Source organism: Bacillus safensis (assembly GCF_039619585.1).
Classification (GTDB): domain Bacteria; phylum Bacillota; class Bacilli; order Bacillales; family Bacillaceae; genus Bacillus; species Bacillus safensis.
The window spans coordinates 1,697,871-1,713,612 of record NZ_CP154909.1 but is presented as its reverse complement, the minus strand read 5'-3'; the positions used below and the strand labels follow the sequence as shown (position 1 = coordinate 1,713,612).

Annotated in this window: 17 protein-coding genes; 5 read left to right on the top strand and 12 right to left on the bottom strand. The window is 38.7% G+C overall.

The window, feature by feature from the left end; all coding sequences use genetic code 11:
• Positions 1–24 precede the first annotated feature (24 nt).
• From AAYR28_RS08680 to AAYR28_RS08655, 6 genes are all read right to left on the bottom strand, one after another.
• A complete protein-coding gene (locus AAYR28_RS08680) occupies positions 25–1,623 on the bottom strand; it encodes a M48 family metallopeptidase (RefSeq protein ID WP_176967413.1) in 1,599 nt (532 codons plus the stop codon).
• A 39-nt stretch (positions 1,624–1,662) separates the two neighbouring features.
• A complete protein-coding gene (locus AAYR28_RS08675) occupies positions 1,663–2,319 on the bottom strand; it encodes a YIP1 family protein (RefSeq protein WP_065214394.1) in 657 nt (218 codons plus the stop codon).
• A 70-nt stretch (positions 2,320–2,389) separates the two neighbouring features.
• Positions 2,390–2,788 (bottom strand): uberolysin/carnocyclin family circular bacteriocin, encoded by a 399-nt coding sequence (locus AAYR28_RS08670; protein WP_065214393.1) that lies wholly within the window; start codon positions 2,786–2,788, stop codon positions 2,390–2,392.
• Between the two features lie 260 nt (positions 2,789–3,048).
• Positions 3,049–3,900 (bottom strand): SDR family oxidoreductase, encoded by an 852-nt coding sequence (locus AAYR28_RS08665; protein WP_176967414.1) that lies wholly within the window; start codon positions 3,898–3,900, stop codon positions 3,049–3,051.
• 101 nt (positions 3,901–4,001) lie between these two features.
• Complete coding sequence (locus AAYR28_RS08660; protein ID WP_034283385.1) at positions 4,002–4,415, bottom strand: Rrf2 family transcriptional regulator; 414 nt, start codon at positions 4,413–4,415, stop codon at positions 4,002–4,004.
• Between the two features lie 48 nt (positions 4,416–4,463).
• On the bottom strand, positions 4,464–4,937 hold the full coding sequence (locus tag AAYR28_RS08655) for a VOC family protein (RefSeq protein ID WP_342496173.1): 474 nt from the start codon (positions 4,935–4,937) through the stop codon (positions 4,464–4,466).
• Positions 4,938–5,097: 160 nt separating this feature from the next.
• Here AAYR28_RS08655 and AAYR28_RS08650 point away from each other — a divergent pair, with 160 nt between their 5' ends.
• Positions 5,098–5,541: a DUF2188 domain-containing protein gene (locus AAYR28_RS08650; protein WP_041117496.1), complete on the top strand. Its 444-nt coding sequence runs from the start codon at positions 5,098–5,100 to the stop codon at positions 5,539–5,541.
• A gap of 22 nt (positions 5,542–5,563) precedes the next feature.
• Here AAYR28_RS08650 and AAYR28_RS08645 read toward each other — a convergent pair whose 3' ends face one another.
• Entirely contained in the window at positions 5,564–6,412 is an 849-nt protein-coding gene (locus AAYR28_RS08645; protein ID WP_176967416.1) for a Ku protein, read from the bottom strand.
• 115 nt (positions 6,413–6,527) lie between these two features.
• Between AAYR28_RS08645 and AAYR28_RS08640 the strand changes: the two genes are divergently transcribed.
• Positions 6,528–8,360: a DNA ligase D gene (locus AAYR28_RS08640; RefSeq protein WP_345808971.1), complete on the top strand. Its 1,833-nt coding sequence runs from the start codon at positions 6,528–6,530 to the stop codon at positions 8,358–8,360.
• A 67-nt stretch (positions 8,361–8,427) separates the two neighbouring features.
• Positions 8,428–9,123 (top strand): YoaK family protein, encoded by a 696-nt coding sequence (locus AAYR28_RS08635; RefSeq protein ID WP_327827752.1) that lies wholly within the window; start codon positions 8,428–8,430, stop codon positions 9,121–9,123.
• 34 nt (positions 9,124–9,157) lie between these two features.
• Here the strand turns inward: AAYR28_RS08635 and AAYR28_RS08630 are convergent, their stop codons facing one another.
• Positions 9,158–9,391, bottom strand: coding sequence for a hypothetical protein (locus AAYR28_RS08630; RefSeq protein ID WP_041117487.1), 234 nt, complete (start codon positions 9,389–9,391; stop codon positions 9,158–9,160).
• 455 nt (positions 9,392–9,846) lie between these two features.
• Positions 9,847–10,959 carry a tetratricopeptide repeat protein gene (locus AAYR28_RS08625; protein ID WP_120206972.1) on the bottom strand — a complete coding sequence of 371 codons (1,113 nt, stop codon included), beginning with the start codon at positions 10,957–10,959 and terminating at the stop codon, positions 9,847–9,849.
• A gap of 543 nt (positions 10,960–11,502) precedes the next feature.
• Between AAYR28_RS08625 and AAYR28_RS08620 the strand changes: the two genes are divergently transcribed.
• The gene (locus AAYR28_RS08620) at positions 11,503–11,874 is read left to right on the top strand and encodes an iron chaperone (RefSeq protein WP_046311177.1); all 372 of its coding nucleotides are present in this window, start codon (positions 11,503–11,505) and stop codon (positions 11,872–11,874) included.
• A gap of 52 nt (positions 11,875–11,926) precedes the next feature.
• Here the strand turns inward: AAYR28_RS08620 and AAYR28_RS08615 are convergent, their stop codons facing one another.
• Positions 11,927–12,508, bottom strand: coding sequence for an undecaprenyl-diphosphatase (locus AAYR28_RS08615; RefSeq protein WP_120206974.1), 582 nt, complete (start codon positions 12,506–12,508; stop codon positions 11,927–11,929).
• Positions 12,509–12,736: 228 nt separating this feature from the next.
• Here AAYR28_RS08615 and AAYR28_RS08610 point away from each other — a divergent pair, with 228 nt between their 5' ends.
• Entirely contained in the window at positions 12,737–13,198 is a 462-nt protein-coding gene (locus AAYR28_RS08610; protein WP_046311173.1) for a macro domain-containing protein, read from the top strand.
• A 64-nt stretch (positions 13,199–13,262) separates the two neighbouring features.
• Here AAYR28_RS08610 and AAYR28_RS08605 read toward each other — a convergent pair whose 3' ends face one another.
• On the bottom strand, positions 13,263–13,745 hold the full coding sequence (locus tag AAYR28_RS08605; RefSeq protein WP_024427057.1) for an antitoxin YezG family protein: 483 nt from the start codon (positions 13,743–13,745) through the stop codon (positions 13,263–13,265).
• A 4-nt stretch (positions 13,746–13,749) separates the two neighbouring features.
• A complete protein-coding gene (locus AAYR28_RS08600) occupies positions 13,750–15,681 on the bottom strand; it encodes a T7SS effector LXG polymorphic toxin (RefSeq protein ID WP_061109899.1) in 1,932 nt (643 codons plus the stop codon).
• Positions 15,682–15,742 lie beyond the last annotated feature (61 nt).

Sequence of the window (15,742 nt, the reverse complement as noted above, 5' to 3'; positions counted from 1 at the left end):
CCTTCATATAATCACCTTGTTGAATCAATTGGTTTTCTTTATGTTCTCAATTCGTTTTTCAAAAGAGGGGTGACTTTCACGCCATTCAGACTTTCTTCCATAATCTCCTTCTTCTTCTTCAATAAGACTACTTAATTTAATCAAAGTATTGAGATACAGTGTTTTATTCTCAAGATGGGAAACAGCAAAGTTATCAGCCTGAATCTCAAATAACCGGCTGATTTTCTTTGGCAACCATTCCGTAATGAAAATCATGAGAATTACTCCTACTGGGAAAATAAGAACATATTGCCACCATCCGTTAGCAAGCATAACCTGTCTGGCATAATACATACTGATGCCCATAAATAATGTTACGATCAAAGTTAGAAACATGGTATAATGCGCATGTTTTAACTTCGCATGCCCCATTTCATGGTATAAGATAGCACGAATTTCATCTTTATCAAACTTATCTAACAACCCTTCTGTCACATACACATCGACTCTTCTTTTAAATGGAAGTTTAAAAGAATATATCCATGCATTCACATCCTGTTGAGAGTCTTTTTTCACCCAAATATTTACCTTTTGGTTTGTCTTATTCTCAATATCCTTGCGAATATTCATGAATGCTTCCGTATTTAAAAGTTCATATTTGTTTATTATTTTTTGAATGATTGAGTAACCAAAAATAAATAATAGGATTAGGGCGAAGTACCAGCCACAAAATAGAAAAAGGTTATCCATCATCTTCGCTTGAAACGACAAAGGAAGTAATAAATATGATCCGAAATATAACAAAGATAAGGTGGCAGCACCAAACAAAACAACTTGCTCCCTAACATTCATTAAGAACGAATTTCCTGACGCGCCTTCATTTTCTTCTAAATCTTCAGGCGTATCTTTTGTAGTATACTCAAATGAATAAGCTGTCAATAAAATTGACAGGAAACTAGGTACAAGTATAGAGAAAATAATGCTTAATACATAAGATCCTGTTATTGATAGCACATATCCCATTAAGAAATAATAATTTAATCCCAAGGGAAGAAAAATGGCTAAAACAAAGGGAATAAATAATGTGAATAGGTTTTTCATAGATTCATGAAGATTAAAAAATAAAAATAACATAGCTGGAAAAAGAATTCCCATTAACGTAATTAATATAATATATGTGGTATTATGCTTAAAACCTGTTTTGACCTTAGTAGTTTCTGTTAAATTCGTTAGATTGTATTTAGAGAAAAAAGGATTTTGCGATACCTGTTCCATCTTGATTTTATCATCATGAATAGGTACAAAACCTCTTCTTAGAAAAACTGTTGCCTTATCTTTCATTAATTTGTCAGTTTCAATTGTGCTAATTCCATCCCTAGATGGAATCTCCGTGAAATGTATGTGCTTTCCCCCCAATTGAAAGGCTGCTTCTGATCGATCTTTGGAGTGACCTTCTTGATAAGTTAATAAAAAATCACCTTGATAAAGGGAATGGGAGATTAATACTTTTGGATTGTTATCTTTGTTCGAATCAAGTAGAACAAATGGAGAAACAACTGCTGAACGGATACCAACTTCAATCAAAATGACTATTATTGTAATAATGCTTGCAATAAAATAAGAAAGTGAGGCTTTTCGTAACATTTTATCACATCCTACTAACTGATTATAGGGTTAAAACAATTACATAAATGAAGTGAAAATCTCTGGAATTATTTTTAAAATTGTGTTTAGTAAGAAGGTGAAAGCGATAATCATTATGGACATCCACTTACTAGAACCCCTTAACAAAATTTTCACACCTAAATACATGATTATGTACTGCCAAATAACAAAAAAATCTATATTTTTTAAAAAGCTGCTTAAAAGAGAATTATCGGTATCTTTTAATATACCAGAAAATCCTTTAATCTCGTACAATTCTCCAGAAAACATAACTAATAACGAGAAAGAAAACACCTTAATGGCTATAGGAACCCAACTATAACCGATAATACTGGATACCGCTCTGAATTCCCGGTTTTCAGTAGAAAACAGTGATACCATAAAATAGATGACAATTGCTTGAATCAACCACTCTATAAGTAATCCCCCACTTATAATAAAAGTGAAAATACCAATTATAATAGCTGAATTAGACAACTTTTCTTCTAATTCAAACAGGTGAGAAATTTCCTGTATTAAAAATTGTGAGGTGGATAGCACTAAAAATATTCCTATTAGCATAATTAAAATGAACGGATAAAAATTCTTAGGTTTTTCAATTAATTTATTAAATAAAGATATTGGTTCAAATAATACAGATACGAATGATTTGACGCCCTCTACAATTCCTTTCACCACACGGCTCCCCTTATACGTAATTAGTAAAGAAGAAGTAGTTATGAGAATCATAACTACTCTTCATTACTTACCATGTAACAGCTGCTTTTTTACCTTTTCGTTTGATATACCACTTTAATGACATCCTTGCTGCCCAAGCGATAGCCGTTACGGTTCCAAATGAAAAGGCACCTAACACTATAGATATTGCCGAAGCAACGTCAGACCCCGTCATCACCATGTTGACAATTTTGGATGCCTTTTTTTGAGCCTGGTTCCAAGTAGTCTTTTTACTATATTTATTAATGATTTTGGCAAGGTTCACTTCTAATGATGATTTTTCTAAAGTCTGAATATTAGAATTACTAAATTCGTTTTGATTATACTTCACTGGTGACCCAATAGTTCCAAACATCACTAAAATAGATAAAAAGACCATCCCAAAAGCGGCTAGGATTTTAGAATGTTTACTATTAATTTTTCCCACAATAAATAAAATTAGAGTTCAACATTATCATATGAAAAAAAGATACTTTTTTACTATTTTTTGTTGGTTAAAAGATTGTTAACTCCTACGGGTATAAAGCTGATGTAAGAGTAGAAAAAATAAGAGGGAGATTAACCATTGAGTTGATCTGTTTATATAAAAAAACGTTATATTGACAGGGCTACAGTTGGAGAGGAACTTAATGATGCTTGAAGCATAATCCACATGAGAAAACGCCCTTTTAAGAGCGTTTTCAATGTTTATTTTAAAATCAATTCACGAATTCTTTCTTCAATAGGTGTTAACGGCCGGCCTAGTAATGTTTCGAAATCTTGGCTTTCGATGGCTAAAGCACCATCGCGTATGCCGCTTTGAATGGCTTTGACAAATGGCACTGCTTCTTTTGGTACACCATTTGAAGCTAAAAAGTCTCCAAATGTGTCTACATCTATTTTTTCTACTTTGATTTCTTTTCCACTCACCTTACTAACAATTTGTGCAAGTTCACTATGCGTCCGAAGCGGTCCTGACAGTTCATATATCTCCTGATCATGTACGGCAAGTGTTAACGCATTTGCTGCCGCTTCTGCGTAGTCATTTCTTGTTGCCCAGCCAACCTTTCCTTCGCCAATAGGGCTTAAAAATGGTGCGCCGCTGACTGACGCCAGAATCGTATCTTTTTCGTTTTCAACATACCAGTTGTTTCTTAAAAATACATGAGGAATGCCAGAGGCCACAATGGCTTCTTCTGTTTTAGCATGGTCATTTGCAAGGATAAGCTGACTCTCTCTTGCATTGACAACACTTGTATAAGCAATAAATGCCACATTTGCTGCTTTTGCCGCTTCGATTGCCGCTTTATGCTGCTCGACGCGGTCACCATCCGCTGTTGAAATGATCAACAGACGATCAATGCCCTTAAATGCTGATGTCAGAGTGTCTGGCTGAGTAAAATCTCCACGGCGTACATCCACCCCAGCATCCTTCAAATGTGCTGCTTTTTGCGGATTTCGAACACTGACTGCAATTTGTTCAGCCGGTACTTTTGTGAGCAAATGCTTGACGACGAGCGTCCCAAGTTGTCCTGTTGCACCTGTTACTAATAATTTCATTTGTTTGACCTCCTCATTTTTCGTTCAACGGTGATGTGCATACGTTATAATCAAAATGGTTACAACAAAGGTGTAAAAAAAGCTCCAAAGTACGAGCTTTTTTATTCCGCCTCTGTTAATAATTGCTGAATTGTCACTTGCTTTAGGTGATTCTCAAGTGCAGCTTGTGCTTCTTTTAGTTCATGCCGCAGTCTCGTATCCATCGCTTGACCAATCGGGCATGCGATGACGGGCTGATGAAAGTTAAATAATTCTTCATCCTCGCTTACATCCACAGCACGGTACACATCTAAGAGCGTGATGTCCTCAGCCGGTCTTTTTAAATAAGCACCGCCTACTCCGCGGCGAATTTCAATAAGACCCGCCCGTTTGAGCATTGCCATCATTTTTCGAACAATGGCTGGATTTGAATTCACGCTCTCTGCAATAAAATCACCTGTACACTCTTTTGGAACACCTGCAATAAATGACACAATATGAACAGCAATCGGATACCTGCTGCTAATTTGTTTCACAATCTTTCACCACCGTTGTAATCAATATAGTTACAATGAGTGATTTTGTCAATCAATAAACGGATTTTTCTTTCGATCCCAGTTCTCATATGTCATGATATCGTAGTTGTCTGCTGTATCAAGTTCAAGCGGCGCAATGCATTCAAGCAGATTCTCATCTGGGTCAAGAAAATAGATCGCTGCATGAAATTGCGGCGGATTATCGAGAACTAAAGGCTGCTTTTCTTCTGAAAAACCAAACATTGGGTGAATGCTGATGTCTCTTTCAATCAGCCAAGTCTTAATCTGTTCGATACTGGACGTTGTAATTTGAAAGGCAACGTGCCGAGTCGAGGGATGGTATGGAAAATTGTTTATATCTACTTTCCACAGGCCAAGCCAGCTTTTTCCTTTCTCAATCCATAAAAAAGCAACTCGTTCATTTTCATGAGCAAGTGTCAATTCCAATTTTTCATAAAACGCAATCGATGCCTTCAAATCACTCACAGGTAAATGTGCTTCATACAAACCTTTCATCATCATCAAAATCACTCCTTTTCTACCTTCTATTCTGCGGGAATTGATGAGATTCTGCCTCAGCAAAACGATGTATTTTATCCCCAACATTGGATTGAGAGAACTTGAATGTTTGATCCATTACAGATGGGGGAAGGTGTTCAAATAAAAGAAAGGAGCGTTTCTTATGCCTTGGACAATGAACGATTATCCAGCTTCATTTCAATCATTAGACAACGTCATTCGAAAAAAAGCGCTTGAGATTGCTAATAAAATGATTCAGGAAGGCTATGAGGAAAATAGAGCCATTCCAATTGCAATCAGTCAAGCGAAAGAGTGGAAAAAGAACGCAACGGAGAAAGAGGTAGAAAATTTCTCCTCTCATGGTTCTGTCAAACCTTCTGAGAACAGCAGCTCCGCAAGACCAGAGCTCATGGATCAGGCGCAGCATGTTGTGAAACACGAGGAAGGCTGGGCGGTTCAAACAGAGAAAGCGAAACGAGCAAGTGAGGTCAAAGAAACAAAACAAGAAGCAATTGACCGGGCAAAGGAGATTTCAGCTAATAAAGGAACTTCCGTTGTCATTCACCGAAAAGATGGGACGATCCAGGATGTGTTAAAGCCGCAATAAGACCGCTAGTCAGCGGTCTTTTTTATGCATTCCTTTCTTTTTTCGCTGGTGTTTTTCTTTTCTTAGGTGCTGCTTTTTTCGCTTTGGCTGGTTTTGATCGGTCGATCGAAGCCTGTAGTGCGGCCATTAAATCAGTCACATTGGATGCAGGATCTTTTTTGCCTGTCGTTTCTGGTTGAACGGTATGTTCTCCAGATATTTTATCGCCAATTAAATTCATCAGCTGTTCTCTGTATTCATCTTGATATGCCGCTGGATCGAATGTCGTGGTCAGCTGCTCGATTAAAAGGAGCGCTGTATCTAACTCTTTCTTTACAATGTTCTCCTCTTGGGGGATATTCGGTACATCTGATACTTGTCTAATTTCGTCAGGGAAATGAATGGTTTCCATCAGCAAAATATGTTCATAGCACCTAACGATCGCTAATTGCTCCTTTGAGCGGATCATAATTTTTGCGACACCAATTTTTCCCGATTCCTCTAAAGCTTTTCTTAATAATGAATAAGCCTTTGCTCCGCCAGTATCCGGTGATAAGAAGTAACTTCTTTCATAATAGATGGGATCAATCTCTTCAATCTTCACAAAATCAATGATTTCAACGGCTTTTTCTTCATTTTCTTTTCGCAGTTTTTCCAGCTCTTCATCGTCCAATTCAATAAATTTATTTTTCGCATATTCATACGCCTTGACGATTTGTTCCGGCGCTACCTCTTCACCGCAATTGGCACATACTTTCTTGTAGTTAATGGGCGTGTGACACTCTTTATGCAGCTGTCTTAATTTAATGTCTTTGTTCTCTGTAGCGGTAAACAGCTTGACTGGAATATTGACCAATCCGAAACTAATGCCGCCTTTCCATACTGTATGCATCGCGCTTCCTCCGTTCTTTTCTCCTTACTATGTAATGTTTTCATCAGACTTATGTATGTGATTGAAAATTTCATCCCACTCTAAGAACACATGATATAAGGAAGTGACATGCACAATGAAACCTATGCGATTAACACCTGCACATGATATACCTGCCGGTGCAGACTGGGTGTATGAATTAAAATATGATGGATTTCGGGCTATTCTTGTATGGGAAGAAGACGAGATTCGTTTAGAAAGCAGGACCGGAAAACAGCTGAATAAGCAATTTCCTGAAGTGATGGATCAGTGCGAACAATTAAGAGACCAATTTGCTCCTTTTTTACCGCTGACACTTGACGGAGAATTGGTCTTTTTACTAAGTGAACAGCAAAGTGAGTTTGCGAAGGTTCAGCAAAGAGGCAGGCTGAAAAACAAAGAAGCCATCCAAAGACAGGCTGAACGATTTCCATGTCATTTTATTGCATTCGATCTATTAAGCTGCAAAGGGAAACCTATCGTTGATTCACCGTTGATGGAAAGAAAAAATCAGCTGCAGCAATTATTCCAAGAAGCAAAGCTCCCCTCATCAGTTCGACTTGAGCACCCTTCCCTTTTGCAGGTCATTCATACAGATCCAGACTCTGAATACATGAAAAACGTGATGACGATGTATTTAGCAGAAGGACTAGTAGCGAAAAAAAAGATGAGTAAATGGCATGACAATACTCGTTCAAAAGAATGGCTGAAAATGAAAAACTGGCGGTATGTCTCTGTCATTGTCACCCGTTTTGACAAAGAAAATGGCTATTTCCAAGGTTCCATTTATCAAGATGCGGCTCTCATCGAGGTTGTACAATTCAAGCATGGATTTTCTAAAGAAGAAGAACAAACGCTGCGTACGCTATTTCAGACAAAAGGCCAGTTAACAGGAGGATCATTATACGAAATCCCTCCTTCTATCGTTGCCAGCATTGCTTGTATATCCTTTGATGGATCGGCGTTAAGAGAGCCGCGTTTTTCTTCCTTTTTACTAGATGCTGATCCAGCAGCATGTACATTTCAGCAAATGCTCAAACAGCTGTATCCACTCCCTGCTGCTATAGACGTCACTCACCCTGAGAAACCGATTGTCCCGGCTCTTCAACTAAACAAGGCAGATTACTTACTTTATTTAAGACAAGCGGCTCCCTACCTTTTGCCCTTTTTACGTGAAAGGCGTCTTACTTTAATTCGGTATCCACACGGCACTGGAGATGAATTCTTTTATCAAAAGTCGACACCTGATTATGCGCCGGATTTTGTTTTGACAGATGAAGTTGATGATATTTCTTATACGGTCTGTAATGATCCTCGTACGCTTCTTTGGCTTGGCAACCAGCTGGCAATGGAATTTCATATCCCTTTTGAAACAAGAGATACGAATCGGCCGACAGAAATCGTCTTTGATCTGGACCCGCCATCTGTAAATGAGTTTCATCTAGCCATAGAAGCGGCTAAACGCATAAAAGCGCTTTTAGACGGGCTTTTCCTCACAGCCTTTATTAAAACAAGCGGAGGTAAAGGGCTTCAAGTCTATATTCCTTTAAAGAAAAACGCCTTCACATACGAAGAAACAAGACAATTCACCGCGTTTATATGCCAATTTTTATGTGAGCAAGCACCGGATCTTTTTACTCTGGAACGTCTTAAGAAAAACCGCGGCAATCGCTTGTATTTAGACTACATTCAGCATGATGCTGGGAAAACAATCATCGCTCCATATTCCCCAAGAGGAAATGAGCTTGGACTTGTTGCGACACCGCTTGAATGGGACGAACTCTATCATGATGAGCTTCATCCTTCTCTTTTTACGATGCCGGCTGTTATAGAGCGTTTAAAGGAAAAGGGCGATCCGTTCCGCCGCATGAGGCACCTTGTGAATGATGATACTTTTAGACAAGTCTTACATCAGCTTGCACACATGTGACCATCTCATCAGATGGACATTCGCGGTCATAAAGCGTTACACTTATTCATTAGAGAGGAAGAAAGGAATGACTATTTTGACCGCACATTCATTTCGAAATACAGCTTTGGTTTTCTTATGTCTTTCCGCAGGAATTGTGGATGTGATTGGCTATTTAAGCCTAGGGCATGTGTTTACAGCCAATATGACAGGTAATATTGTGCTGCTTGGCATTGCAGCAGGAAGCTCCTTGCAGCTAACAGCCCTTCATTCCATCATTGCTCTAAGTGGGTTCGTTTTAGGGGTTTTACTTGCAGTTGTGATAGGCGGAAAGCATGAGAAAACGTTTTGGCCAAAAGCCGTTACACGCATTTTTATCATCGAATTGATGATTTTGCTTCTATTTGCTCTCATGACCGTTTTCCATTATACACAAGGTGCTTACTTTATGCTGATCATCCTTTTAAGTATGGCTATGGGTATGCAGACAGCAGCCGCTCGTAAATTGAATGTTGCTGGCATTTCCACAACCGTTCTCACGAGTACACTTGCTAACCTATTTGAAGATGCAGCTCAGCGTATATCATACCGGGAAAAAAGAAAGGCCCCTATCCAGCTTGTAAGCTTGATGCGAATAGGCTCTATTGTCTTCTACTGCCTAGGTGCAGCTATTGCTGCATATACAGATCGTTACGATCCATTTATCATCATCTGGCTGCCTATCATCATCCTAGGGGTCATTGTGATAACTGCTGCATTAAAGCACTTTCACCAATTGAAATAGCCTCTCTGGCTATTTCAATTATTGTGCTCTTAAACTAATAACTCCTCACATAAAAACCAGGAGGGCGTCCCATGATGAACGTAGAGCCATACGGATATCCAGAAAATGTCCCGAATCCCCCGTACCCAGGAAAACCTCCCAAGCCAGAGAACACACCAGGGCTCAAATAAGACCCGCCAAAGCCGATATGGGAACCAACCGGCCCAATATGAGCCCCGCCTCCTGTAAATCCGCCTCCATGAAAACCACCATAAACCCGTGGATACATACAATCACCTGCCTTCGAATCAGACCTTATCTCATCATATGCATGACAAATGGGGCGGTGCCCCTGCTTTTTCTTTTCCTTCTATGTATATTAGACCAATTTGATAAAATTTGAATGAAAAGTCCTGCAAAAAATTAAATTAAGCAAAGAAAAGTGACCTTTTTAACTTGTTGCTCTGCCCTATGTTTATTTAGAATAATGGAGCAGGTAATAAATTTGCACACCCCCTTTGTTGCGAATTCTTCTTATTAAACGTTCTTGCAGCGTTTAATAAGAAGAGCCTATTAAAACACAAAAAACCCTTGCTGACGATATCAACAAGGGCGAGAGATAAATGGTATTAACCACCAATGATTTTTTCTGCAACTTCGAATGAACCTGCAACGTTTTGCGTCAGAACAGTCGCAGCGACCGCTAAACCAACAACGAATAATACTTTTAATCCTGTTTTCATCTTAAATCAACCCCATTCTTTTCATATGTAAATCCGCTTCTAAACTTTTGTTCAAGTAAAAAACAGACTGCTCATAAAGTGCTTGCTTTTCACAATATTTTGCTGCAAATTGTGATAGCTCTTTTACTTCATGATATTCATTCTTCTCTTCTAACTTTCTTAATTTCTCATCAATTTGCTGAAATCTTTGCTGTGCATGCGTTAAGTAAAGATCATGTACGATGCCTATTTTTAGCTGAAACACTTCATGAGAAGCATCTTTCATTCTGGCATATGCAGCCTCTATATATTGGCTTGCACGCTGCTTTTCACCAATCACACAGAGTTCCCGGCTGATCAGATACGTAGAATGGAAAAAGAAATCTGAATCATAATACTCTTGATGGGACAGTGCTTTTTCAAGATGACGTATCGATTCCTTCGGTTTATTCCAAAATGAATATAAAATGGCCACATTGTGATGAAGCTGAGCCAGCATAAAATCATCCTGCTCGCTTGTCAAAACTTTTTCTGCCAGACGATAATTCTCAAGCGCCTCTTCATACCGGCCGATCTCTGTTAGATTCGCTGCTATAAGAGAGTATGAAAGGGCCGTTCTTCTTTCATACTGCTTGTGCCGCTTATAGACGTAGAGCGCTCTGCGGATATAGCTTAGTGAGAGCATAATATGACTGAGCCGGTAATAAAGCCATGCCACTTTAAAATCGAAATCAGCACGTTCGATCTCACTTGGAATTTTATCTAAGAGTTTTTCAGCACTTTGATACATCTGCAATGCAACCTCATAATTACCTTGATGCTGCTCATACACACCCTCATAAAAATCAAAATAATAGGCAAGACGGTTAGACAGGTCATCTTCTTTTTTTCCATAATGACCCTCTATGCTTTTCGTTGAAACATTGCCCTTTTGCCCTCTTAAATTGTACATCAGAATGTGATGTCTCTTCTCAAGAAGAGAATAGTATATGAGGATATCCGCATCGTCAATTTCCTCTACCGCTTGTTTCGCTTTGGCAAATAACCGTTCTGCCTCATCTGCATGATCTTTTTTGATTTCCATGTTCCAGTCATTTAATAGTGATGCCAATTCCGCAACAGGAACTTTGCTCATTCTACACCCCCAATCACCTTCAGCTAAAACACATGAATTCACTAAATATGGAACTTCTATTAGCAATTGCTAATTAGTCCATTTGACATCATTTTAATATGAATCACTTGAATCTTCAACAACCGTTTCCATTGAAAGTGCGTTTCTTTCTCCTAGTCAACGATATTTGCGAAAAAATTCCGCCTTTTTTTAAAATAAACATCTCGAGATGAAATGAAAAAAGCCCAATGTCGAGGTTTTCTAATCTTATGATGGTTCATAGCAGCTTTTCATTTATCCAATTTCTTTATATAATATGATCAATCACTTACACGCCTCAGTAGCTCTAGAAGGGAAGAGCGCCGTAAAACAAATTGTAGCTGGCGGGTCGCAAGGCAAGGGTTTCAGAAGCACCGAAAAGCACATGAGCTGAGACAGGTGAAATTCCTGTCGGTGAAATTCCGTAGGGAAGCGTGTTGCCCCTAGCCTATGCTTACGAAAGGAGTGCGGGTTCGAATCCCGTCTGAGGCTTATGAGGTAGATGGATTGGGAGGATAAAATATCATGCATGTGTTTGAAGAATATATCAGCAAAATCGGTAACCCAGAGCTGAAGCAGCGCACTCAAGACATCTTACAATGGGTAGAAGACACATTCCCTCAATTAGAGCCAAGAATTGCTTGGAATCAGCCCATGTTCACAGATCACGGCACATTTATTATTGGGTTTAGCGTGGCAAAACATCACATTTCTGTCGCACCAGAAGCTAAAGGAATTAATCAATTTTCAGCTGACATTGTACAAGCTGGGTACGATCATGGGAAAAATCTGTTTCGCATGAAAGAAAGCTTGCCAGTTGATTATCCTCTCCTAAAAAAAATCATCGAATTTAATATTGAAGACAAAGCGGATTGTTCAACGTTTTGGCGAAAATAAACAGTACCCCGATCTCAGCGTTAACAGATCGGGGTATTTTGCTGCAACAATGTTATTTTGTTCTCTTCCCTACCAATTTTTGTTCAAGCCATTCATAGCATGACAAGAGGGCATCTACGCTCTTTTGGCATAGCGGCACATATACAACGGCGGCGGCTGTTAAACACGCTATAGCAGCTCCTGCCAAGACATCTAATGGATAATGAACACCTACCCAAATCCTTGAAAAACCAACAGCACACGCAATGATCAGCCAATAAATATGGCGTTTGTGAAACAGCCAAAAGATCACGCAAATCGAAAAAATAAAGATGGTATGATCACTTGGAAACGAGTTATTCACTTCCTTTTGAATCAAAAGATTGACGTGGCTCATTTCTGCAAAGGGCTGCTGATTGAAATAAAGGAGCCCTGCGATTTTCCCAAGTAACTCTGCCAATATGAAGGTCACTCCGGCAGATACGACCATCGCCCTATTGTACCTGCTGCGATTTTGAAACCATACGAACAGACACATGAGCGCTGCCAGCAGCACTGTATATTCAGCTAGTCCAATAAATATCGGATTCAAGTAACCATGATCGATACTGAACTGATTCACCCGCCTAAATAAATCTTCATTAAGTCCCTGCATCTCATTTCATCCCTTTTTACTTGATTTATGATAAAGATAATTGAAATGAGATGTCTGCCTCCATCGATCGAACGAACAAACTATGGAATCATATGACATGTTTGTCACTTTGCTGTCACCTGAACATCGTGTACTAACTAAAAACTCATCAAAAGCTATTAAATCACAGGAACAAAACTGTTATAATAGAACATAGGTTTGCATTTTATCAAAAAGGGGTTACATCATATGATCAAAACGGTGGATGGCAACATTTTAGAGGCAAGCGAAGACATCATCTGTCACCAGGTGAACTGTAAAGGAGTCATGGGCGCTGGATTAGCAAAACAGATCAAAAGCAAATATCCGAATGTGTACAAAGATTATAAACAGTTATGTACAGAACAAGGAGATGACTTGTTAAGCTCCGTTCAACTCATCACAACAAAAGACGGAAAAACAATTGCCAACTTATTTGCCCAAGCTGGATACGGAAGAACAAGAAAGCAAACAGACTACGATGCCTTACGCAGCTGCTTTCAACACCTAAAGGATACAGTGACACAATCACCTGAAGAGAAAAACCAAACGTCCATCGCCATTCCATACGGGATCGGCTGCGGATTAGCAGGCGGCGATTGGACGATTGTGGAAGAGATGATTGAAGAGGTGCTGGGTGATTGTGAAGTGACGGTTTATCGGTTTAGATAATGGAAATGAGATTTTATGAAACATATATGAGAAATACCCTCCTTAAATTGGAGGGTATTGTGCGTTAGTTATCGTCTTTATTTTTTATATAATTTAATACGGCTTCTTTATCTTCCTCATCTTCAGGGAGATATCCCAAATTTTCATATTCCCAAATAGCCATTCGTTGATAGGTATTGTAATGAGAGTTCAATACATCATCATAATTAAAATCAATGGTAAATCGATTCCTATTCTTGATTTTCAGCGTTAAATTTGTCCAAGTTTTTTGCTCATTAATTTTAAATTCATCTCTGAGTTTCTTAAAAGAATCCTGTAAATTAATTAATAAGTCATCATATATATTTTCACTGACCTCAAATATATCAGGAATATCATGAGAATAAATATATTCTTGTTGTTTGTTTGTATTAAAGAAAAAATAAACTTCACGAGAGTCATCCAGAATTTCCGCATATAGCAAAACATTCTCCCAATCAACAGGTATTATTTCATTTATTGTATTCAAAATTTCTTGATAAACTTCATTCGATGGTTCCATTTCCATTGAATTAACCTCCTGGCTTATTTTCAATCGATACCTTTTTAACTCTCCTAGCTCCAATTTTATACTTAATTTTAAATAAAGTTGGTCGCATAGAATCTCCTTCATATCTAATGCTTTCTATGGAAACTGATACTGTCTGAGGTGGATCTTTCCTCAAGGCTGCCAACCATTCCTGCTCCAACTGATACCATTTCCCACCACTACGATTAATCTGTGAACTCATCGGAACAAGGTTATCAATATCCCCGGAACCTTTAAAAATAGACGCTATCAAATGACCTCCATCATCATCCATTAATCGATCCGGCTTCCCTGAATTGGATTGGGCATATTGGTTTCTTTTAACCTCTCCGTATTTTAAATCACTTGCTTCGACTTTGACAATACGTCCGTAGTGGTCGGTTGTGTAGGTGTAGCCTTGCTTTGTTGAATAAACAACATTTGGTTTTAACACTTTTTTACGTTTCCATCTCACATAGTGATCTCCGTAACTGACAACGGTTGGTGGTGATTTTGGTGCTGGTAAGCGTCTGCCTGTCTTAGAGATGCCGTATCCTGAATTGTTGTCTAGACGCTTCGCCATAGAGAGGAGTTTATTTTTGAGATTTTCTCCGTCAAACACGTTATACGGCAGCTTCGGGCCGCCAGCCATTTGAAATTTTGGTGAGTATGGCAATAGATTCGGAATAGAAACTCTGTCTAATGATTTTGCTCCTTGCTCAAGGCCTTTCTTCACCGTCGTTTTGGCTGCTGTTGTTCCCGTTTTTGTTATGGCACCTGCCCCTTTAGAACCAAAGACGATTTCTGCTAGAGAACCGGTCGCATAGGCAAACCAGTGTGATCGAGAATATGCATCACCATCGATAACTTCTTTTTGGAATGAGTCTGAAATCGACTTTCCAATCGCTTTCGACGTTTCAATTGGATGAGAAACAGCCGTTACGACCGATTCAACGGCACCTCCAGGATCTGTCACAAGATCGTAGATGCCAACTACTGTATCTTTGGCCACATCATACAGACCAACTGCTGCTCCTTTTACAACATCAACGAACCCCTCTGATGCTTCTTCCTGCGCTTTGATCTGGAGAAGCTGGCTGTAATACATTTTTTGATCGTAAGAAAGATTTTCATATCCAATTTCGTCTACAATCTCAAAGTATTTCTCTTCTGATATACACGAAGGATCGTTGAGTTTTTCTTTCAATTCTTTGATTCTTCGTTTCTCTTTTTCTTCTTTTTTCACCTTTAAATATGCTTTCACCTGTGCATCGATTTTATCATGATTCTTGTACACATCTGTCTCATGAAATGCTTTTGCATCGTAATACATTGGCTGCGCATTTTTCCCTTTTCCTGTAGCAGCCATCATTTTTGCATAAAAAGTTGAGAGGTGTTTTTCAATCGCTTCTGATTTTGCGTATTCTGTTTTTAGCTCATGGTCTATTTTATGTAAAGCATCAATTGCCTCTTTTCTTTTTTTGTTCGCATCATCTAAATGTTCATTGACCTCTTTACTTGAAAATACATTCAGTTCTATGAGATCACTGATGTCATCAAAAATAGTGGATAGGGCTTCTTTTTGTTCCTTGACCATATCTTTATTATTCTGAATCCCTTGTTTCAGTTGAGCGTCTAAGAAATGCTCATCAATAAATGTACTCCCGCCTAACGATTCATCATCAAGCTTTCCTTTTACCCCATCTAAAAACGCTTTTTGCATATCGATAAAGTCAAGATAAGTGTCTGTGTAAAGCGCAAGATCCTCATAAAAGGCTTTGATATTGTCTGCACCTTTTCCAGTAAATTCATTACCTAATCCCGACACACTTTTTAATGCTTTTTTCACATGCTGCATTTCGTCTCGAAGCTCCTGATAGACTTTTGACCTTTGTTCGACAGCTGACAGTAAAGATGGAGCATCTAATATTTTCATATAAAAAAGACTCCTTTTATGGCGTATTCTTTTACTAGAATACCATAAGGAGTCTTACACT